Here is a 20,946-nt window from a genome sequence, read left to right as displayed (position 1 = left end):
GCAGTATGACGGCTCCCCGCTAGTGAAACAGCATCGCTTCAGTAGCCGTGCGAGTGCAGATACTCGTCATCGAAGCCGAAATAATGGCCGATCTCGTGCAACACGGTTTTGCGGATCTGTTGGTGCAGCTCGGCCTGTGTCGAGCATACGCGTTCATGCGACCCCTTGAACAGGGTGATGACGTCCGGCATCACGCCGCTGTAGCCCGTGGTTCGCTTCGTGATGGGTATGCCCTCATACAGTCCGAGCAGCTCACCGCACGGATTGCTCATTGTGGCCAGTTCGCGCTCATTGGGCTCGTCCGCAACGACGATGCCGACATTCTCCAGCACCCGCGCAAACCGTTCAGGCAAATCATCCAACACCTGTTCAATGGCCCGTTCAAACTCATCGTCACCGATGTGCATACTCAATCCTTCACCTGTTGCTTGGCCTCCCACGATAACAGACATATTCCGGGTTCCGGCTTCTTGCGGGTGCCATAACGTTGCGCGGAACGCTTCCAATCATTCATTAGGTCGATTCTTCATTCATTAGGTCATGAGGCTGCGATTGTCGGTGTTGGAATGGCACCATTCCAGTGGTGACTGTCAGAGCTCACCGACCTAATGAATGAAGAATCGACCTAATGAATGCGTCCGGTCATATCTCATTGTGAAAATGACCCGGTATTGCGGTATTCCGCAATTGCACTTCCAACGATTCTGAAGTATTCATCCAGATTCTGCGTGGTAGCGAACGTTCTTCTTGTGGCGGGAAAAGTCTTATAGCCCGCGAAGGAGAGGTTGTTCCTTTTCTCGATATCTCCTTCCCATCGGTTTCGGTCATAGTGGTACCGTCCGTCGTATTCCAGAATCACATGATCATTCGGATACACCATGTCCACAACCACCTCTTTGTTCTGCAACGGGAGGTATATCGGAGCATTCACCTCCAATTCGGGTAATCCACGTTTTACCGATTCAAGGCGAAGGATGCTTTCCTGCGGCGAATCGGTGTTCTCTCTGCACAACGAGAGCGCTTTGCGAAATAATCTGATACCTGGGAATCTACCTATATCGGCGAGGAACAACGATATCTTGTCTTTCGTTGTCTGTTTCAAATGCTCATTACGGCAGGTGGCCCAATCCAAGGCAATGACCATACTTTCCACATCGACGAACTGTGCGATCTGACACAGCGCCTGTTCCACTGAAACCACGGCGATAAGATCATCAATCATCGTCTGGTCAATGCCATGACCCCAATAATGGCATTGCGTTTCGGTAAGATTCGACAATCTTTCAGCCCCGGACACCGTAACGTGCAGTTTGTTGGGGTCATAGTTGGGCTTGTAATTCAGCGTGGCCGTCATGCCAGCAAGCTGTAGCCTGGTGCCATGGCTGAAACAAAGCTCCTGTGAAGTGCGCATCGATCTGGCACGGCATTGTTCCAGTGTTTTCTGGGCGAGGTCTCGCGCCTCATCAAGTGTGAAAAACGTGTTGTATGCATAGGACTCCATGCCATCCCCCTGATGGTTGTATCCGTGAACCGCGTTATTCACGGATACAACTCACGATGGCATAACCAACTTCTGCGCGCAACCAGCTCGGCCGAATCGGTGGATATGTGTATAACCTGCCAGCTCAGCTGTTGCGGTTGATCTCGATGTCGGTGACGGTGAGGTTGGCCTGGTTGATCAGGTTGAAGAGGATGACCTCGGCCAGCGGACCGGGCTGCATGAAGGTGTGCTGCTTGGCTTCGGAGACGTAGTCATGGCTATCACGGTAGAAGGCGGTGTCGATGCCGCCCGGATAGACGGCGACCACCTTGACGCTGGTGCCCTTGTATGCGGCCTGCAGGCTCTTGGTGTACCCCTTCTCGCCCCACTTGGTGGCGCAGTACACGCTTTCGTTCGCGTTGCCGCGCGTGGCGGCAGTGCTCATGATCTGGGCGATTTTCACGTCACGCTCACCACAGGCCTTGAGGGTTTCCACCGTCCACAGGATCATGCCTTTGAGACCTTTGAGGCATGTGTCGACATCGGCGGCCTCATAGGCGGTGGGCACCTTGAACGAGGGCTGGCCGGCGTTGTTGATGAGCAGGTCGATGTGGCCAAGCGCGGCGATGCTCGCCACGGATTCCTTGACGAACGCTTCGTCAGTGATGTCGCCTACGAAGGCGCGGTAGGATTCGGCGGGCCACTGCGTGCTCAGCTCGGCCTGACGTTCGGCGTTGAAGTCGATGCCGGCCACCAGCCAGCCCTTGGCGATGAGTTGGCTGGCGAGCTCGTAGCCCAAACCCAGCGCGCTGCCGGTGACGATGGCGATTTTCTTACCTGTTGTGGTTGGCATGGTTGTTTCCTTTGCATGCTTGCGAGACTCCCCTCAGACCGCCTACGGCGGCCAGCTCCCCTCAGCGAGGGGAACCTAGGGTTAACCCGTTCTTTGCTGACAGCTCCCCTCAGCGAGGGGAGCCAAGAGGTAGGACTATTCTTCAGCTACGAGTTCGAGGTACGAATCATTCCAGAGGTCTTCGTCGCCGTCGGGCATGAGGAGCACGCGCTCGGGGTTGAGCGCCTCGACGGCGCCCTCATCGTGGGTGACGAGCACAATGGCGCCCTCATACTTGGCAATGGCCTTCAGAATCTCCTCACGGGAGGCGGGATCGAGGTTGTTGGTGGGCTCGTCGAGCAGCAGCACATTGGCTCGCGAGGTGACCAGCGTGGCCAAGGCCAGACGGGTCTTCTCACCGCCGGAAAGCACATGGGCCGGTTTCATCGCGTCATCGCCGGAGAACAGGAACGAGCCAAGAATGGAACGGGCCTGCGTGTTGTCGAGCTCCGGCGCCACATGCTGCAGGTTCTCCAACACGGTGGCGTTCAGATCCAAGGTGTCGTGCTCCTGCGCGAAGTAGCCGATCTTGCAGCCGTGACCGTATTCCACGGAACCGGTGTCCGGCTCCTCGATGTGGGCCAGCAGGCGCAGTGTGGTGGTCTTGCCGGCACCGTTGTAGCCGAGGATCACCACACGCGAGCCCTTGTCGATGGCCAGGTTCACGCCGGCAAACACGATGTTGGAACCGTAGGCCTTGGAGATGTCCTTGGCCATGATCGGCGTGCGGCCGCAGGGCGCGGGCTCGGGGAAACGGATGTCCGCCACCTTCTCGGCCTTCTGCGCCTCGGAGGTGTTTTCCAGCAGCCTTTCGGCGCGGCGCATCATGTTCTGCGCTGCCACGGCCTTGGTGGCCTTGGCGTGCAGTCGGATGCCCTGCTTCATGAGACGGTCGGCCTTCTTCTCGGCCACTTCGCGTTCGCGGCGGCGGCGCTCCTCGTCCACCACGCGCTGGTGCAGGTAGGCCTTCCAGCCGAGCGAATACATGTCGATCTGGCCGAGCTGCGCGTCCAGATGCCAGACCTTGTTCACCACTTCGTCCAGCAGTTCGGTGGAGTGGGAGATGACCAGGAAGCCGCCCTCGTACTTCTTCAAGTAGCCGCGCAGCCATTCGATGGAATCGGCATCCAAGTGGTTGGTCGGCTCGTCGAGGATCAGGGTGTCGGCATTGGAGAACAGGATGCGCGCCAGCTCGATGCGGCGGCGCTGGCCACCGGAGAGCGTGCCGAGCTGCTGCTCCATGACCTCCTGCGGCAGGCCGAGCGAGGCGGCCATGGAAATCGCCTCGGACTGGGCCGCGTATCCGCCGGCCTTGTCGAAGTCCTGCATGGCCTTGTCGTACCGGGTCATGGCCTTGCTCATCACGTCCGGATCCGGGTCGGTCATATCCTTTTCGGCCTTGCGAATGCGGCTGATGATGGTGGCGATGTCACGCGCGCTCATCATGCGGTCGAGCGCGGTCTGCGTGGGATCGGAGGCGTGCGTGTCTTGCGGCAGGTAGCCGAGCTTGCCGGAGACGCGCACCTTGCCGGCGGTGGGCAGCATGTCGCCGGTGATCACGCGGGTCAGCGTTGTCTTGCCGGCGCCGTTGCGGCCCACCAGACCGATCTTGTCTCCCTTGGCCACATGGAAGTTGGTGGGGTGAAGCAGCGTGCGCGCGCCGATCTGAATTTCAAGTCCCTGCACCTCAATAGCCATGAATAACCTACTTGCCTGTTACGAATACTGTCTCTTACCAAAGTCCGACTGTACATCATAGCGAACACCATGCCGACCGTCCCGGCCGCAGCCGTGCGCGAGGCGCGCGACGCCCATGCAATACCCACGATGTGCGCGAAGAGGCCGCCGAAGCATGATTCGCGTCGTACACTATCTGGTATTCGAATACGCTTGCGGCGCAATGCGCACGTACTGTGGAAGGGATTTGCCGCATGGAACCAAATTATCTCGTGTTATTGGGAATCGTGATTGTGATTGTGGGTTTCGCCCTCAGACTTGATGCGATTCTGATCATTATCGTGGCGGCTTTGGTGACTGCGCTGGTCGGCGGCATTGGCGTCGACGGCTTCCTGACCACGTTGGGTACGTCGTTCGTCTCGAACCGCAGCATGGCGATTTTCATCATCGTGTTGCTGGTCACCGGCACATTGGAGCGCAACGGTCTGAAAACCGCAGCCGCGCAGCTGATCGGCAAGGTGAAGAATGCGACGCCCGGTATGGTGATCGCCCTGTATGGTGTGATGCGTCTCGTGTTCGCCGCGTTCAACGTGAGTTTTGGTGGCGTGGCCGGGTTCGTGCGTCCGGTCATTATGCCGATGGCGGTGGGTGCGATTGAAGCGTCCGGTCACGAGCCGAACGACGAGTATGTGGAAGAGCTCAAGGGCATGGCTTCCGGTATGGAGAACGTCGCATGGTTCTTTGGCCAGGTGCTGTTCGTAGGTACGGCCGGTGCGCTGCTCGTGCAGTCCACATTGAAGCCGCTGGGTTATGACGTCGAACTATTGCGCATGGCCATTATCGAGATCCCGGTCGCGGTGATTGCCGTGGCGGTCACCGCCGTCTATTACATCATCAAGGACACACGACTGCGTAAGAAGTACTACGGTGCCGAAGCCGCCGCTCAGGACGCTACCGCTACCACCACCGGCAAGGAGGCCTGATATGTCGTTCTTCATGGACCCCAGCGTGACCGTTGGCACCAAGATCCTCGAGCTCTTCTATATTTTCATGGGTTTCATGTCCGTGTATGCGGGCGTACGCAACCTACTCGATAAAACCAACAAGGCCCGCTACGGCACTTTCGTGTTCTGGACGGCGCTCGGTATCGTCATCGCGTTCGGCCGTTGGATTCCGGCCATTGCGGACGGTGTGCTCATTATCATCATGGTCATTCCCGCCATCTTCCGCCAAGTGCGTAAGGGATCGGCGTCCGATTCGAGCGCTCCCAGCACCGCCGAAGTGGCCGCGAACTTCCAGCGCATCGGCATGCGCATCTTTATTCCCGCCCTGTGTCTGGGCGTGTTCGCCATTATCGGCGCCCTGATTCCCAGCATCAGCGCCCTGACCGGCTGCTGCATCGGTGTGATGATTGCCGCCGTGATTCTGTTCGCGTTCTCGCATGACAACAAGCCGGTCGTATTCCTCAACGATTCGGAACGCCTGTTGTCTGCCATGGGTGCGCTCTGCATGCTGCCGATGCTGCTGGCCAGTCTCGGCGCGATTTTCACAGCCGCAGGTGTCGGCGACGTGATCGCCACGCTGGTCGGCGGCATTATTCCGAAGGGCAACGTCACGCTGGGCATCATCGTATTCGGTGTGGGCATGATGCTGTTCACGATGATCATGGGCAATGCCTTCGCCGCAATTACCGTAATGACCGTGGGCATTGGCGCGCCATTCGTGCTCGCCTATGGTGCGGACCCGGCGGTGATTGGCATTCTGGCGCTGACCTGTGGCTACTGCGGCACGCTGTGCACGCCGATGGCCGCCAACTTCAACATCGTGCCCGTCGCGATGCTCGATATGAAGGACCGCATGGGCGTGGTTAAGAAGCAGGTGCTGCCTGCATTGGTGATGATTGTGGTGCAAATCGTCTACATGCTGATCGCACAATAACCTCGTTGTCCAGATACCACAACAATCCGTGAGATAAGGAGCTAATAATGAGCAAGATTCTGGTGACCGGATTCGATCCGTTCGGCGGCGAGCCGGTTAACCCCGCATTCGAGGCAGTCAAGCTGTTGCCGGATGAAATCGCCAGTGCGACAGTGGTGAAACTGGAGATTCCGACGGTGTTCACGCGCAGTGCGACCGTGGTTGAGGAAGCCATGGTGCGCGAGCAGCCTGATTATGTGCTGTGCATTGGTCAGGCTGGTGGCCGTTCGGCTCTGACCGTGGAGAAGGTGGCCATTAATTTGGCCGAGGCGCGTATTCCCGATAATGATGGCGAGCAGCCGTTCGATATGCCGTTACGGGAGGATGGTGACACCGCGTATTTCGCCACGTTGCCGGTCAAGGCCATGGTCAAGAACATCAATGACCACGGGATTCCCGCATTCATGTCGTATACGGCAGGCACGTATGTGTGCAACAGCATCATGTATAACGTGCTGTATCTGATTGACCACAAATTCCCCGGCGTCAAGGGCGGCTTCATTCATGTGCCGTATGCGACCGCACAGGGCGTGGGCAAGCCGAACGGCACACCGACCATGGAGATCGCGACCATGGCGCGCGGTATCGAAGCTGCCATCGAGGCCGCTGTGAGCACCGAAACCGACGCCACCGACATCATGGGTGCAACCCACTGACATACAGACAGCGATGCCCCCACTGACAACTTCTGTCAGCGGGGGCATCGCTATGCGTTGAACGTTACAGTTCGCGCAACTGGGCGGCGATCTGGATGGATTCGACGCTGGCCTCGGCCTTGTTGCGCGTCTCCTGCCATTCGGTGGCGGGCACGGAGTCGAGCACAATGCCGGCACCGGCCTGCACGCTCGCCTCATGGTCACGCAGGAACGCGGTGCGGATGGCGATGGCCATGTCCATGTTGCCGGAGAAATCGAAGTAGCCGACGGTGCCGCCGTAGATGCCGCGGTCGGCCGGTTCCAACTCGTCGATGATTTCGACTGCGCGCGGCTTAGGAGCGCCAGACAGCGTGCCGGCCGGGAACGCGGACTTGAACACATCGAATGCAGTCAGCGAGGGGTCGACCTTGCCGGTGACCGTCGAGCAGATGTGCATGATGTGGCTGAAACGCTTGATGTCCATGAGCTGCACGACTTCCACGGACTGCGGCACGCACACCTTACTCAGGTCGTTGCGAGACAGGTCGACGAGCATGATGTGCTCGCTGCGTTCCTTCGGATCGGCAAGCAGCTCCTTGGCGAATTTCTCGTCTTCCTCAGGGGTGGCGCCGCGAGGGCGGGATCCAGCAATCGGGAAGGTCATCGCGTGGCCGTTGTCCACCTTGATGAGGGTTTCCGGGCTGGAGCCAATCACGTTGAAGTCGCGGCCCTGAGCGTCGGTCAACGCCATGAAATACATGTACGGGCTCGGGTTCAGCGTGCGCAACACACGGTACACGTCGAACGGGTCAGCAGGCGAATCGATGTCGAGGCGCTGGGAGATGACCACCTGGAACACGTCGCCGTCGACGATGTGCTGCTTGGCGCGTTTGACGGCCTGCTCGTAGTGGCTCTTCTCGGTGCGGAAGCGCAGCTCGGGTTGGGCGACCGTTTCGTCCAGGATGTTGACGCGGGACTCGTCCGGAGCCGGGGTGGCGGCATCGCGCTGCATCTGGTCGAGTCGAGCGACGGCCTCGTTGTAGGCGGCGTCGGCGCGAGTGGATTTATCATCCACATTCACCGCATTGGCGATGAGCCATACCGAACCGGATACGTGGTCGACCACGGCGATATCGGTGGCCAGGGCAAGCACGGTCTCAGGCTGTCCGGTCTCGTCCGGAGCTTCGGCGCGCAGGGTCGGTTCCCAGTGGCGGATGGCATCCCAGCCGACCGTGCCGATCAGACCGCTGGTCAGGTTCGGCAGGCCTTCCACATGCGGGGCCTTCAGAGTCTTCAACGTGGCGTGAGCGACTTCGACCACGTCACCGGTGACGGGCACGCCGACCGGGATCTTGCCCAGCCAGTCGGCCTGACCGTTGTTGGAGCGCAGTTGGGCCATCGAGTTGACGCCGATGAAGCTGTAACGGCTCCACGTGCCGCCGTATTCCGCCGATTCGAGGATGAAGGTGCCGGATCGGCCGCCGGCGAGACGCTCGTAGAAGCCGACCGGGGTGAGCGAGTCGGCGAGCAGACGGCGCACGATCGGAATCACACGGTAGCCGGCGTCGGCCAGTTCGTGGAACTGTTCGCGACTGGGCCAGGTGGCGCCCCACTTCAGGTGTTTGACGCTGCATTCGCTCATATTCGCTCCTTTACCTACAAACTCGATGTCTTGCTTCATGGTACGCGGTCGCTCGGCTTCCCTCAGTCAGGAAAGCCCGTTCTACTGCTCGGCCGGGCGATGGCCTTCGACCACGGGCAGGGGGCCGCCTTCGAGGAAGCAGCTACGCTTGCCGGTGTGGCATGCGGCGCCGACTTGGTCGACTTCGACGAGCAGTGCGTCGCCGTCGCAATCCAGGGACACGCCCTTGACGTATTGCACATGGCCGGAGGTATCACCCTTGCGCCAGTATTCCTGACGGGACCGGGACCAGAAGGTCACGCGGCCGGTGGTCAGCGTGCGGCGTAATGCCTCGTCGTTCATGTAGCCGACCATCAGCACCTCGTGTGTGTCGTACTGCTGGATGACGGCGGCGACCAGACCCTTGACGTCACGCTTCAGGCGCGCGGCAATACGGGGATCGAGTTCAGTGGAATTGTCGTATGTAGTGTCTGTCATACCTATCTTCTTTTTGTGGGCCACCCCCCAGTCAGCTTCGCTGACAGCTCCCGGATTATGTGCGACGTGCGCATAGCGCATTGCCACGAACAATTCACTGGATTGTTCGCCCAGCGGGAGCAAGGTGTATTCGTTTAGCGAACGGTGTAGCCGTGCTTCTTGAGTTCCGCCTTGACATCGGCGATAGTCAGGATGCCGTAATGGAATACGGATGCAGCCAGCACCGCGTCGGCACCTGCTTCGATGGCGGGCGGGAAGTCCTCGACCTTGCCGGCACCGCCGGAGGCGATGATCGGAATCTTGACTTCCTTGCGCACGGCGCGAATCATCTCGAGGTCAAAGCCTTCCTTGGTGCCGTCGGCGTCCATCGAGTTAAGCAGAATCTCGCCGGCGCCAAGCTGCTCGGCGCGCTTGACCCACCAGATGGCATCAATACCGGTGGATTTGCGGCCGCCCATCGTGGTGACCTCAAAACCCGACTGCGTGTGCTGCTCACCCTTTTCGCGGCGGGCATCCACGGAGAGCACCAGCACCTGGTTGCCGAAACGATCGGCCACACGGCTGATAAGCGACGGGTCGTTGATGGCCGCCGTGTTGACACCGACCTTGTCTGCACCGCAGCGCAGCAGTGAGTCGACGTCCTCGGGCGTGCGTACGCCGCCGCCCACGGTCATCGGAATGAACACCTGTTCGGCGGTGCGGGAGACCACGTCAATCATCGTGTTGCGGTGGGAGCTGGATGCGGTCACATCCAGGAAGGTGATCTCGTCGGCTCCCTGACGGTAGTATTCGGCCGCCAGCTCCACCGGGTCGCCCGCGTCCTTGAGGTTCTCGAAATGCACACCCTTCACCACTCGACCGGCGTCAACGTCCAGGCACGGGATGACTCGTACCGCCAACGACATGCTTCACTCCCCTGTTCGGCTTTGCATTACAGTCCTTCAGACTACCTACCGCCCGTTACATGCGCCGCACCAGTTTCTGGAATATGAGAATCCGAGCTGACGCGCCCGCTGCGCGATCTCAAGGCCGCCGGCGCCAAGGTGACGCTTGCTGCCACTACCTTGGACCCGTGTGAGACGGTGCAGCACGACCGCAACGAAGGTGAAACGCTGACCCCGGACGCGCGCCTGTCCGACGTGCAGGCTGCCGACTACGACCTGCTGGTGGTGCCCGGCGGCACCTGCAATGTGGATCGTATCCGCGTCAATGAGGATGCGATCACGCTGGCGCAGGAGTTCACGCACGAAGGCAAACCGATCGCCGCGATCTGCCATGGCGCGTGGCTGCTGGTCAACGCGGGTCTGGTGGCTGGCAAGACCGCCGCGCCCTGCCGCTATATCGCCGCTGATATCGAGAACGCGGGCGGTCATTACGTCGACGAGCAGCTGCACGTGGACGACGCCAACGGCTTCAAGCTCATCACGTCCCGCAAGCCCGACGATCTGGACTACTTCGTGGGCGCAATCAAGGATGCGCTGAAGTGACGGAATCGGCCGCAGGCGATTCCGTCACCGAAACTACCGCTCCTTGGCGGCCAACTGCCCGCAGGCGCCGTCAATATCCTGGCCGCGGGTGTCACGCAGTGTGGCGGTGATGCCCGCGCGGTGCAGGATCTCCAGGAACCGCTGTTCGTCTTCCGGCTTGGAGGCGGTCCACTTCGAGCCCTCGATGGGGTTGAGCGGAATCGGGTTGACGTGGGCCCAGTTGTCGCCGTAATGGTTAAGCCTCTTGGCCAGCAACTGCGCATGCTCGGCCTGGTCGTTGATGCCGCGCATCAGCGCGTATTCGATACTGACGCGGCGCTTGGAGGCCAGCCAATAATCGTGCGCGGCATCCAACACCTGCGTGGTGTTGAAACGCTTGTTCATCGGCACCAGCTCGTCACGCAGTTCGTCGCTGGGGGCATGCAGGGAAACGGCCAGACGCACGGGAATGCCTTCGGCAGTGAGCTTCTTGATGCCGGGGACCACGCCCACCGTGGATACGGTGATGTTGCGCGCGGAAATACCGAAGCCTTCGGGAGGCATGGCGGAAATCTGTCGTACGGCGGACAGCACGGAGTTGTAGTTGCCCATCGGCTCGCCCATGCCCATGAACACGATGTTGCTCAGTCGGCCCGCTCCCCCGGCCACTTCGCCGTCGCGCATCATTTTGGCGGCCACACGCACCTGTTCGATTATTTCACCGGTGGACATGTTACGGGTCAGGCCAAGCTTGCCGGTGGCGCAGAACGGGCAGCCCATGCCGCAGCCGACCTGCGAGGAGATGCACAGCGTGGTGCGGGTCGGGTATCGCATAAGCACCGATTCGATGAGGGAGCCGTCGAACAGCTTCCACAAGGTCTTGATGGTGGTGCCTTCGTCCGCCACTTGGCGGGTCACCTCGGTGATGAGCTGCGGGAAGAACGCGGCGGCGGCCTCGCTGCGCTTGGCTGCCGGAAAATCAGTGAATTCAGCGGCATTTACATCGAAATGGCCAAAGTAATGGTTGGCGAGCTGCTTGACTCGGAACTTCGGCAATCCGAGTTCGGCCGCTTTCTCGATGCGCTGCTCGGGCGTCATATCCACAAAGTGCAGCGGCGGCTTACCACGGCGGGCATGGTCCTTGGATAGCACGTCACGGAAGGCACCTGATGTGCCGCCGGGAGTAATGCCGGTTTCCGGAGTGTCAGGATGCTGTGTGGTCATGATGGGTTCGCTTCGCTCTCAATATCAGAAAATAGTCAAACATGCAATAGAAATATCAGAATCCACCATACGGCGTGCCGCATACGAATCAGATGGCCCATGTCTTAGCCCATGGCGAACGCATATTGAACGATGATTTCCCCCATATATGACATGTGGCACCGTGCGATATACACACGATGCCACATTGTTTCATGCACGAGGCATGCGAATCACAGTCCGGTGACCCACAGTAAGGCGCAGGTGAATGGTGCACTCATCAAAATGGAATCCACACGATCCATCACACCGCCGTGCCCCTTGAGCAGATGGCCCATGTCTTTGATACCGATATCGCGCTTGAGCATGGAAGCACACAAATCACCGAACGTGCCCACGGCACCGATGAGAATACCCGCCACGATCGGCATCCACCAACGAGTGGCCCATTTCGAGGCATCATACGTGCATGCGAATACGGCGAACGCGCCAGCCATAGCGAAGAGCATCGAGCCGATAAGGCCCTCAACGGACTTCTTCGGCGAGATACGCGGGCTGAGCTTGTGTTTGCCGAGCCAGGCACCGGCAAACAAACCGCCCGTATCGGATAGGGCAGGAAGGAACACCAGCATGATGGCGTGTGCAATCGGATGCCCATTAAAAGTCAGCGAGATGATGATGCAGCTGGCCAACAACGGAATGTACAACACGGTAAGCACGGACACAGCCACATGGCTGAGCCGGGAATGGTGCTGCTCACCGCCCTCGTGGTTGAACGATGACTCGAGGCGGGCGCTGGCGTCCGTGCTGGAGAGTTTGCCGGCGACCGCCAGTGGGAGGCGGTTGCCGACGTTGATCTTCGCGCTGGACGCGATGGCGACCAGGATGATCGACACGATGATGCTCAGGGACATCGTGATGAGATGGTACGGGGAATAATACGTGGCGATGAGGGTGAAGGACGAGCACAGCCACAGCATGATCACCGGGATATGCAGGCCCACGGTGGCGAAGTCCACCCTGAGCTCCCACAACGCCAGGATCATGAACACGACCACCAGCAACACGAACAGATCGACGCTCAGCAGCAGACACCCGACGATCAGGATGACCAGCGCCGCACCGGTGGCGATGGCCTGCGGCATGTTGCGGCCGGTCTTCTTGTTGATCTGGTCGAGCGCCTCCTCGGCCTCCTCGTGGAGTTGTTCGTTGCGTTCCATAATGCTCCGTACCAGGTCCGAATCAGACCTCCATGATCTCCTTCTGCTTGCTTTCCAGCAAGGCGTCGATCTCATCGGTGACGGACTTGGTGACCTTGTCGAGATCCTTCAGCAGACGATCGCCTTCGTCCTCGCCCATCTCGCCGTCCTTGACGGCCTTGTCGAGGGCTTCCTTGGTCTTGCGGCGAATATTGCGCACGGCCACCTTGCCGTCCTCGGCCTTGCCCTTGGCGAGCTTGACGTATTCCTTGCGGCGTTCCTCGGTGAGTTCCGGCATGGTCAGACGGATGACGTTGCCGTCACGGTTCGGGCTGACGCCGAGGTCGGAATTGCGCAGGGCCTTTTCGACGGCGCCGGCCTGGGAGGCGTCGAACGGAGTGACGGACAGGGTGCGGGGCTCGGGCACGCCGATGGAGGCCACGGCCTTGATCGGGGTCGGGGCGCCGTAGTAGTCCACGGTGATGCCGTTGAGCAGGGCCGGGTTGGCGCGGCCGGTTCGGATGCCGGAGAAGTTCTCCTTGGTGTTTTCCACGGTCTTGGCCATCTGTTCCCTGGCCTGATCAATGAGGGACATGTTCACTCCTTGTATGTGATGATTGTCGATGTTGTTCGTCAGCGAACGCCCGATCCGGGACGTCCATATGCTATTCGGCCACGCGCGATTCGGCGGTGGAGACCAGCGTGCCGATCTCGTCCCCGACCAGCGCGCGGGTCACGTTGCCCGCCCCTTCGAGGCCGAAGACGCGGATGCGCTTCTTGTTGTCGCGGGCCATGGACAACGCCGAGGCGTCCATGACCGCCAGATTGTCCACGAGGGCGCGATTGTAGCTCAGGGTTTCGAAACGCTTGGCGTTCGCGTCCTTGTTCGGATCGGCGGTGTAGACGCCGTCGACGCCGTTCTTGCCCATCAGCACCTCGTCGCAATGGATTTCGAGGGAGCGCTGGATGGAGACCGTATCGGTGGAGAAATACGGCATGCCGGCGCCCGCGCCGAAGATCACCACACGGCCCTTTTCGAGGTGACGAATGGCCTTGAGCGGAATATACGGCTCGGCGACCTGTCCCATTGTGATGGCGGTCTGCACGCGGGTGGCCTGCCCCTCCTGCTCCAGGAAGTCCTGCAGAGCGAGGCAGTTCATCACCGTGCCGAGCATGCCCATGTAATCGCCGCGGGAGCGGTCGATGCCGGCCTGCTGGAGTTCGGCGCCACGGAAGAAGTTGCCGCCGCCGACAACGATGGCCACCTGCACGCCCTGCCGTACGGCCGGGACGATCTCCTCGGCGATGCGGCGAATCACATGGGTGTCGATGCCGACCTTGCCGCCACCGAACGCCTCACCGGACAGTTTGAGCAGAACCCTGCGCGGCTTGTCGCTATCAGTCATATCATGCCTTCCTCAGAACCGAACATGTGAAATTATCCGTAGACCAGCGTATCGGTTTACAACGACACTCTTGGGCAACGACACCCTCGGAACACGCCATCGACGATCCGCGGGCCCTTACGACGAAACGCCATCCGTTTGACGTGCAGACGGATGGCGTTTCGCGGAATCCTACGCTAATCGCGCGAAGTGGGCCTCGGGCTCACTCCTCTTCGCCCTTGCCGACCTCGACGCGGGCGAACGCGGTGGCGGTGCCACCGACTTCCTTGAACAGGTCGCCGACGGTCTTGGACGGATCCTTGACGAACGGCTGTTCGAGCAGCACGACTTCCTTGAAGAACGCGTTGAGACGGCCTTCGACGATCTTCGGAACGATCTTCTCGGGCTTGCCCTCGGCCAGGGATTTCTCGGTGGCCACGCGACGCTCGGACTCGACCACATCGGCCGGAACGTCCTCGCGGGTCAGCCACTTGGCTCCCATGGCGGAGATCTGCAGGGCGGCTTCGTGGGCCACGGCGGCACCGGCCTTGTCGGTGGCGATCATGGCCACGATGCTCGGCGGCATCTCGGCGGACTTCTTGTGGGCGTAGACCTCGACGTGCTCGCCGGAGATCTTGGCGAACTGACCGACCTTGACGTGCTCGCCGAACAGGGCCGCGGCCTCTTCGACGGCGAGTTTGACGGTGGAGTCCCCGGCCTTGGCTTCGAGCAGTTCGTCGGCGGAGTTGGCTTCGGCGTCCACGGCGTAGCCGAGAACTTCCTCGCTGAACTCGACGAACTTCGGGGTCTTGGCCACGAAGTCGGTTTCGGAATTCAGTTCGACGGCGTAGCCGGTCTCGCCATTGGCGGTCTCGACGACCTTGGAGGCAATGGTGCCTTCCTGGGCCTTGCGGCCTTCACGCTTGCCGGCTGCGGCGATGCCCTTGGCGCGGATGATTTCCTTGGCGCGGGCGACGTCGCCTTCGGCTTCGGTCAGAGCCTTCTTGACGTCGAGCATGCCGGCGCCGGTGTCTTCACGAACCTGCTTGATCAGTGCGGCGGTAATTGCTGCCATTGATTATTCTCCTTGAGAAATTTTGCTTACCCATGAACGATGGGAAGCGCTTATTCAGGCACTTCCCATCGTAGAGCATCACTCGGCCTTGGGGGCCTCGGCGGTTTCGCCCTCGGCGGCAGCCGGAGCGGCGGCTTCAGCGGAAGCCTCGGCAGGAGCCTCGTTGGTCAGGAGTTCCTTCTCCCAAGCGGCCATCGGCTGCTCGGCGGCCTCGCCCTCGGTCTTGTTGGCGCCGGAGCGCTCCAGCAGACCTTCGGCGACGGCGTCAGCCATCAGGCTGGTCAGCAGTTCGATGCCGCGGATGGCGTCATCGTTGGCCGGGATCGGGTACTCAACGGTGTCCGGATCGGCGTTGGTGTCGACGATGGCGACAACCGGGATACCCAGCTTGTGAGCTTCCTCAACAGCCAGGGTTTCCTTGGTGATGTCAACGACGAACATCGCGGACGGGGTGCGGTTCATGTTGCGGATACCGCCCAGCTGCTTGTTGAGCTTGTCCTTCTCGCGCTCAAGCAGGAGGAGCTCCTTCTTGGTCAGGCCGGAGCCGTGCACGTCGGTGAAGTCCATTTCCTCAAGTTCCTTGAGGCGGTTGACGCGCTTGGAGACGGTCTGGAAGTTGGTCAGCATGCCGCCGAGCCAACGCTCGGAGACGTAGGGCATGTTCACGCGGGTGGCCTGGTTGGCGATAGCTTCCTGAGCCTGCTTCTTGGTGCCGACGAAGAGCACGGTGCCGTTGTGGGCCACGGTGGTCTTGATGAAGTCGTACGCCTTGTCGATCATGTCGAGCGACTTGAACAGGTTGATGATGTGGATGCCGTTGCGCTGGGTGAGGATGAACTGCTTCATCTTCGGGTTCCAACGACGGGTCTGGTGGCCGAAGTGCAGGCCAGCCTTCAGCATATCGCTCATAGTGATCTGAGCCATGGTATTACTACCTTTCATTGTCGGTTCTTGCCTGGCCATGCGCACCTGCGTGCAGCTGCTCCCCCGGTTTCACGAGTTGTGCAGCCGACCGACACAAGCCGTCGCGAGCATGACGCGAATTTGTTGTGTGCCGGTTGACAATATTGGGTGGCTCTGTACGCCAGCGACTGCGTCCGTTGCCGGGTGGCACACAAGTTCCGAGAATAGCACGGAGCCGGTACTAAAAGGCTCCCCTCTCTGAGGGGAGCTGTCGCCGTAGGCGACTGAGGGGAGTTTCGGGCGGTACCTGCAGAACCACCCTCAGTCTCACTATGTTCGACGGCTCCCGCCAGCGGGAGCCGATTATGGACTACTTCGCCTGACGATTGCGCATGTAGCGCAGGGCTTCGCGGCGTTCTTCCTTTTCCAGGCGATCCAAATACACGTGGCCGTCGAGGTGGTCGCATTCGTGCTGAAGCATACGGCCCATCAGCCCGGAGCCCTCGAGCACGACCTCGTTGCCGTCCAGGTCGATGCCACGCACGCGCGCGTAGTCGGCACGACGGGTCTTGTACCACAAGCCGGGCACAGACAGACAACCTTCATCGCCGTACTGCTCGCCGGACTTCTCCTCGAGTACGGGGTTCAGAACGTAGCCGACCTTGCCGTCGATGTTGTAGGAGAAGGCCCTCAGGCTCACGCCGATCTGGTTGGCGGACAGGCCCGCTCGGCCCGGATCGTCCACGGTTTCCAACAGGTCGTCAACCAGGCGGCGCACGGCCGGGGTGATCTCCTTGATCTCATCGCAGGGGGTGCGCAGGACTGGGTCGGGCACGACCCTAATCTCACGGATGGCCACTATCGTTACTCCTCGTTCTTCTCGTCAGCCGGCTGGTCCAGCTTGCTGCCGGTGTCAGCGGCATTGTCGGCATTGTCGGCGGAATCGCCGGTCTCGCCCTCTTCGGGTTCGGCCTTCGACTTCTTGATCTTCTCCGACACGCTAGCAATCGAATCAGACACGCTGGTTTTCATCTGTTCCGAGGCCTGTTTGACCTGTTCGGACGCCTGCTTGACCGATTCGGAGGATTTCTTGACGGTCTCCAGCGTGCTGTCGATGATCTTGGCAGTGGCGGGCAACGGCTTGTTGGATGGCTTGGGCGCGTACAGATCCTCTTCGATGACGGTGGCGTAGCGCTGCAACACCTTGGGACGCACCACTTTCATGCTCGGGGTGAGCGTGCCGTGATCCTGACTGAATTCCTCATCCAGCACCGCGAATTTGCGCACGGACTCAGCGCGGGAGACATTGGCGTTGGCCTGGTCGATGTACTGCTGGATAAAGGCGCGCACCGCGTCGTTGCCGCTGGCCTCGGCGAGTGTCATGTCGGCATTGAGGCCCTGACCTTCCAGCCAGGAATGCAGCATTTCGGGGTCGAGCTCGATAAGTGCGGATACGAACGGCTTGCCGTCGCCGACTACTACTGCATGAGCCACGATCGGGCAGGTGTCGATGACATCCTCCATCGGGGCGGGGCTGATGTTCTTGCCGCCGGCGGTGATGATGATGTCCTTCTTGCGTCCGGTGATGAAGGTGAAGCCGCGGTCGTCGATACGACCCAGATCGCCGGTTTTGATCCAGCCGTCGGCAGTCATCGTCTGTGCGGTGAGTTCGGGCTGCTTGTAGTAGCCAAGGAACACGTTCGGGCCGGTCAGCTCAATTTCATCGTCTTCGCCAAGACGCACGCCCATGCCAGGCCCAGGCTTGCCGACCGAACCGACCTCGTTGTCATCCTCCCAATTGACGAGCATCGGAGCGGCGGTTTCGGTCATGCCATAACCCTGGATGAAGGTGATGTCATCCATGCCGTTGAAGAAGTGGGCCAAATCCACGTTGAGCGGCGCACCACCGCAGGCCAGCCATTTGAGGTTCGGTCCGAGAGCGGAACGAATGGATTTGCCCACCGTGGCCATGTAGAACGAATGGCGCATGCGCTCGATGAACGAATGGCCGCGGCCGGCCTGCTCATCCTTGCTCCACTTGACGAAGTGCTTGACCGACTGGGCGAAGATATGCCCCTGGATGCCGGCACCAGCCTTCTGCGAGGCCGCGTTATACACCTTCTCGAACACACGCGGCACGCCGAGCAGGTATGTGGGCCTGAAGCTGCGGATATCGGCGAGCAGTCGCTTGGCGTCGGGAATGTATCCGACCACGCCGCAGCCACCGATGCACACGTACTGGATGTAGCGGGCGAAGCAGTGCGCCAGTGGCAGGAACAGCAGCAGACGGTTGTCGTCGTACAGCATGCCACGCAGAATCTCGTAGCCGTTAAGCACGATGTGCGTGTAATTGCGGTTGGAGAGCATCGCGCCCTTGGGCTTGCCGGTGGAACCGGAGGTGTAGACCACGGTAAGCAGATCATCGGCTTTGATACGAGCGATAGCCGCATCCAACGTCTCATCGGATACGCCATGCCCGAAGTCAGCGACAGCGTCAAGGCCATCGGCCTTGAAATTGAACACGTATTTCATGCCCGGATGATTGACACGAATCTGCTCAAGCGTCTGTGCGCGCTGGAAGTCGCCGGCAAAGGCGATGGCGGGATCGACTTCCTCGACGATGCCCGCGGTCTGACGGGCGGAATCGGTCTCATAGACGGGCACAACCACAGCGCCGATTGCCGCGCAAGCGAAATCAGTCACACCCCACTCATAGCAGGTAGGCGAGTAAATCAGCACCATGGTGCCGGCTTTGACGCCAAGTCCCAACAGTCCCTTGGCCACCTCGCGTACGCGGGACAGCATTTCAGTAGCTGTGGCGCTGCGCCATTGGTGGGTGTTGTCATCCTGCCATTCCGCGATGACGTCATCCGGCGTGCGAGCTGCTCGTTTGGCCAGCAGCGAGTAGACGGTGTCGTCATCGGTGGTGACATATCTGGGTTCTTCTACATGTTCACGCATGATCACTACTATAGGCGAACCAGCCTATGACACGGCAGAACCGTCTTCCGCTGCCAGCGTAGGAATCGGTGTGCGGGCGGGGCCGTCTGGTCAGCCCAGATCGGCATAGATGCACATCCATCGGGAACCGATGTACTTCAGTTTGAGGTTGACTCGCAGATTTTCCTGGCCGATGGTCATGAATACCGCCATTTCCAGCGTGTCCTTGCTGGTGATCATGCCGTCGATCAATGTGGGGACAGTGGGCAGATAGCAGAATTTCGCTTTGAGCTCCGGATGAGTGACCATGTGGGTGCCGAGCAGGTATTGCATGGTTTGCAGCCGGTCCAGGCATGGTTTTGTCATGGCTCTGTTGAGATGTGCGACGCTGAGTTTGCCACGTATCGCGTCCGCCGATGTGCAGGCGATGCGGCATGCAGCCATGGCCATGGAATGACATTCCTTCGCATTCAGCCCGCCTATGAAGGTGGGTTGGATGTGATACCGCACCGGGCGATCCGACAGCTCCACAACGATGAATCCGTCATAACTCGGCAACGGCCCGTACTGATATGTGCCGTGGAAAAATCCCGAATACTCCATGATGACCCCTTCAAGCCCCCTTGCAACTCACCATCATCGGCGAGCGTCTGTACTACAACATCACGAAAGGCGCGCCAAGTCAAACGACTTGAGCGCGCCTTCGGACAAGTTAAGCCTCCTGCATGGAGGGCAAACCCCCATCTTCAGGGGGTAATCGGGATTATCGTGCGGAATACGGGTTGACCACCATGCCGCAACGCTGGAAGTTCTTCACGTCGACGTAGCCGGTGGAGGCCATCGCGCGCTTGAGGGCGCCGATGAAGTTGGTCTTGCCGTCCGCCTGGTGGCTCGGTCCGAACAGCACCTGTTCGAGCGGGCCGACCGTGCCGACCGTGGTGCGGGAGCCGCGCGGCAGCGTCTGGTGGCGGGCTTCGGAACCCCAGTGGGTGCCCTTGCCGGGGGCCTCGGTGGCGCGGGCCAGCGGCGCGCCGAGCATGACCGCGTCGGCGCCGAGGGCCAGGGCCTTGACGAAGCTGCCGGAGTCGCCCATGCCGCCGTCGGCGATGACCTGCACGTAGCGGCCGCCGGATTCGTCCATGTAGTCGCGGCGGGCCTCGGCCACGTCGGCGATGGCGGTGGCCATCGGGGCCTGCACGCCGATGGTCTGGCGAGTGGCGGAGACCGCGCCGCCGCCGAAGCCGACGAGCACGCCGGCCGCGCCGGTGCGCATCAGGTGCAGGGCAGCGGTGTAGTTGGATGCACCGCCGACGATGACGGGCACGTCAAGGTCGTAGATGAACTTCTTGAGGTTCAGCGGTTCCTGGCCGGAAGAGACGTGCTCGGCGGAGACCACAGTGCCGCGGATCACGAACAGGTCCACGCCCGCGTCCACCACGGTGGAGTAGAACTGCTGGGTGCGCTGCGGGGAGAGCGCGCCGGCCACGGTGACGCCGGCGGCGCGAATCTCGTGCAGACGTTGCGTGATGAGCTCCGGCTTGACCGGCTCGGCATAGATCTGCTGGATACGCTCGGTGGCCTGATCGGCCGGCAGCCCGGCGATTTCGTCCAACAGCGGGGTCGGGTCCTCGTAACGGGTCCACAGACCTTCCAAATCGAGCACGCCGAGCGCGCCCATCTTGCCCATGGCGATGGCGGTGGCCGGGCTGGTCACCGAATCCATGGGGGCGCCGATCACCGGCACATCGAACTCATAGGCGTCGATCTGCCAAGAGGTGGAGACGTCCTCGGGGTCGCGGGTGCGACGGGAGGGGACGATCGCCACATCGTCGAGTGCGTAGCCGAGACGGCCCTTTTTGCCCAAACCGATTTCAATTTCCTGAGACATGGTTGTAAGCCTATTGCCCGGGTGGGACGCCAACAAGGCCGTTTCCCACGGACCGGACGATTGCTTCAAGTCGTTACAAACATGCGCTATGACTAAATCATCTTCAC

20 protein-coding genes and 1 pseudogene are annotated in these 20,946 nt (G+C 60.6%); 4 read left to right on the top strand and 17 right to left on the bottom strand.

Translation table 11 applies throughout. The features are described from left to right. Positions 1 to 38: 38 nt before the first annotated feature. From FYJ31_RS02980 to FYJ31_RS02965, 4 genes are all read right to left on the bottom strand, one after another. Complete coding sequence (locus FYJ31_RS02980) at positions 39 to 407, bottom strand: metallopeptidase family protein (RefSeq protein WP_154535919.1); 369 nt, start codon at positions 405 to 407, stop codon at positions 39 to 41. A 242-nt stretch (positions 408 to 649) separates the two neighbouring features. After that, positions 650 to 1,501 carry a hypothetical protein gene (locus FYJ31_RS02975; RefSeq protein WP_012577422.1) on the bottom strand — a complete coding sequence of 284 codons (852 nt, stop codon included), beginning with the start codon at positions 1,499 to 1,501 and terminating at the stop codon, positions 650 to 652. Between the two features lie 124 nt (positions 1,502 to 1,625). After that, a complete protein-coding gene (locus FYJ31_RS02970; RefSeq protein WP_071478268.1) occupies positions 1,626 to 2,333 on the bottom strand; it encodes an SDR family NAD(P)-dependent oxidoreductase in 708 nt (235 codons plus the stop codon). Between the two features lie 135 nt (positions 2,334 to 2,468). Beyond that, entirely contained in the window at positions 2,469 to 4,070 is a 1,602-nt protein-coding gene (locus FYJ31_RS02965) for an ABC-F family ATP-binding cassette domain-containing protein (RefSeq protein ID WP_154535918.1), read from the bottom strand. Positions 4,071 to 4,303: 233 nt separating this feature from the next. Here FYJ31_RS02965 and FYJ31_RS02960 point away from each other — a divergent pair, with 233 nt between their 5' ends. Genes FYJ31_RS02960 through pcp form a run of 3 tightly spaced genes read left to right on the top strand, consistent with a single transcriptional unit; the run spans position 4,304 to position 6,682 of the window. Then, positions 4,304 to 5,032, top strand: a complete 729-nt coding sequence (locus FYJ31_RS02960; RefSeq protein WP_144099438.1) for a DUF969 domain-containing protein — start codon at positions 4,304 to 4,306, stop codon at positions 5,030 to 5,032. 1 nt (position 5,033) lies between these two features. Next, a complete protein-coding gene (locus tag FYJ31_RS02955; protein WP_060620984.1) occupies positions 5,034 to 5,987 on the top strand; it encodes a DUF979 domain-containing protein in 954 nt (317 codons plus the stop codon). Positions 5,988 to 6,034: 47 nt separating this feature from the next. After that, entirely contained in the window at positions 6,035 to 6,682 is a 648-nt protein-coding gene (pcp, locus tag FYJ31_RS02950) for a pyroglutamyl-peptidase I (protein WP_144099437.1), read from the top strand. 64 nt (positions 6,683 to 6,746) lie between these two features. On the opposite strand, the gene trpE is transcribed toward pcp, so the two are convergent. From trpE to hisF, 3 genes are all read right to left on the bottom strand, one after another. After that, on the bottom strand, positions 6,747 to 8,303 hold the full coding sequence (gene trpE, locus FYJ31_RS02945; RefSeq protein WP_136500974.1) for an anthranilate synthase component I: 1,557 nt from the start codon (positions 8,301 to 8,303) through the stop codon (positions 6,747 to 6,749). An 81-nt stretch (positions 8,304 to 8,384) separates the two neighbouring features. After that, entirely contained in the window at positions 8,385 to 8,780 is a 396-nt protein-coding gene (hisI, locus tag FYJ31_RS02940; protein ID WP_060620981.1) for a phosphoribosyl-AMP cyclohydrolase, read from the bottom strand. A gap of 134 nt (positions 8,781 to 8,914) precedes the next feature. After that, positions 8,915 to 9,685 (bottom strand): imidazole glycerol phosphate synthase subunit HisF, encoded by a 771-nt coding sequence (gene hisF / locus FYJ31_RS02935; protein ID WP_007052761.1) that lies wholly within the window; start codon positions 9,683 to 9,685, stop codon positions 8,915 to 8,917. A gap of 87 nt (positions 9,686 to 9,772) precedes the next feature. On the opposite strand from hisF, the pseudogene FYJ31_RS02930 reads away from it, so the two are divergent. After that, a pseudogene (locus FYJ31_RS02930) lies at positions 9,773 to 10,267 on the top strand (type 1 glutamine amidotransferase domain-containing protein); the annotation flags it as partial. 33 nt (positions 10,268 to 10,300) lie between these two features. Here FYJ31_RS02930 and rlmN read toward each other — a convergent pair. The 10 genes from rlmN to FYJ31_RS02880 all read right to left on the bottom strand — a co-directional run bounded on the left by rlmN (position 10,301) and on the right by FYJ31_RS02880 (position 20,839). Continuing rightward, a complete protein-coding gene (gene rlmN / locus FYJ31_RS02925; protein ID WP_012577413.1) occupies positions 10,301 to 11,470 on the bottom strand; it encodes a 23S rRNA (adenine(2503)-C(2))-methyltransferase RlmN in 1,170 nt (389 codons plus the stop codon). 212 nt (positions 11,471 to 11,682) lie between these two features. Continuing rightward, positions 11,683 to 12,669 carry a phosphatidate cytidylyltransferase gene (locus FYJ31_RS02920; RefSeq protein ID WP_012577412.1) on the bottom strand — a complete coding sequence of 329 codons (987 nt, stop codon included), beginning with the start codon at positions 12,667 to 12,669 and terminating at the stop codon, positions 11,683 to 11,685. A gap of 22 nt (positions 12,670 to 12,691) precedes the next feature. Continuing rightward, positions 12,692 to 13,243 carry a ribosome recycling factor gene (gene frr, locus FYJ31_RS02915; protein WP_012577411.1) on the bottom strand — a complete coding sequence of 184 codons (552 nt, stop codon included), beginning with the start codon at positions 13,241 to 13,243 and terminating at the stop codon, positions 12,692 to 12,694. Between the two features lie 70 nt (positions 13,244 to 13,313). Then, positions 13,314 to 14,054, bottom strand: a complete 741-nt coding sequence (gene pyrH, locus FYJ31_RS02910) for a UMP kinase (RefSeq protein WP_012577410.1) — start codon at positions 14,052 to 14,054, stop codon at positions 13,314 to 13,316. 202 nt (positions 14,055 to 14,256) lie between these two features. Then, positions 14,257 to 15,108, bottom strand: coding sequence for a translation elongation factor Ts (gene tsf, locus FYJ31_RS02905; protein ID WP_032744165.1), 852 nt, complete (start codon positions 15,106 to 15,108; stop codon positions 14,257 to 14,259). A 78-nt stretch (positions 15,109 to 15,186) separates the two neighbouring features. Continuing rightward, positions 15,187 to 16,032, bottom strand: a complete 846-nt coding sequence (gene rpsB, locus FYJ31_RS02900; RefSeq protein ID WP_012577408.1) for a 30S ribosomal protein S2 — start codon at positions 16,030 to 16,032, stop codon at positions 15,187 to 15,189. Between the two features lie 349 nt (positions 16,033 to 16,381). Next, positions 16,382 to 16,870 (bottom strand): peptide deformylase, encoded by a 489-nt coding sequence (gene def / locus FYJ31_RS02895; RefSeq protein ID WP_007052751.1) that lies wholly within the window; start codon positions 16,868 to 16,870, stop codon positions 16,382 to 16,384. A gap of 5 nt (positions 16,871 to 16,875) precedes the next feature. Next, positions 16,876 to 18,972, bottom strand: coding sequence for an AMP-dependent synthetase/ligase (locus FYJ31_RS02890; RefSeq protein ID WP_144099436.1), 2,097 nt, complete (start codon positions 18,970 to 18,972; stop codon positions 16,876 to 16,878). A gap of 90 nt (positions 18,973 to 19,062) precedes the next feature. Continuing rightward, entirely contained in the window at positions 19,063 to 19,554 is a 492-nt protein-coding gene (locus FYJ31_RS02885) for a hypothetical protein (protein ID WP_195839422.1), read from the bottom strand. A 160-nt stretch (positions 19,555 to 19,714) separates the two neighbouring features. Further along, positions 19,715 to 20,839, bottom strand: a complete 1,125-nt coding sequence (locus FYJ31_RS02880; RefSeq protein ID WP_012577405.1) for a GuaB3 family IMP dehydrogenase-related protein — start codon at positions 20,837 to 20,839, stop codon at positions 19,715 to 19,717. Positions 20,840 to 20,946: the final 107 nt, after the last annotated feature.

Origin of the sequence: Bifidobacterium sp. WCA-178-WT-4B, from assembly GCF_009696495.1 — a bacterium.
In the GTDB taxonomy this organism is placed as follows: domain Bacteria; phylum Actinomycetota; class Actinomycetes; order Actinomycetales; family Bifidobacteriaceae; genus Bifidobacterium; species Bifidobacterium infantis.
Note: the sequence above shows the minus strand (reverse complement) of the source record. Positions and strands in the feature narration are given on the sequence as shown.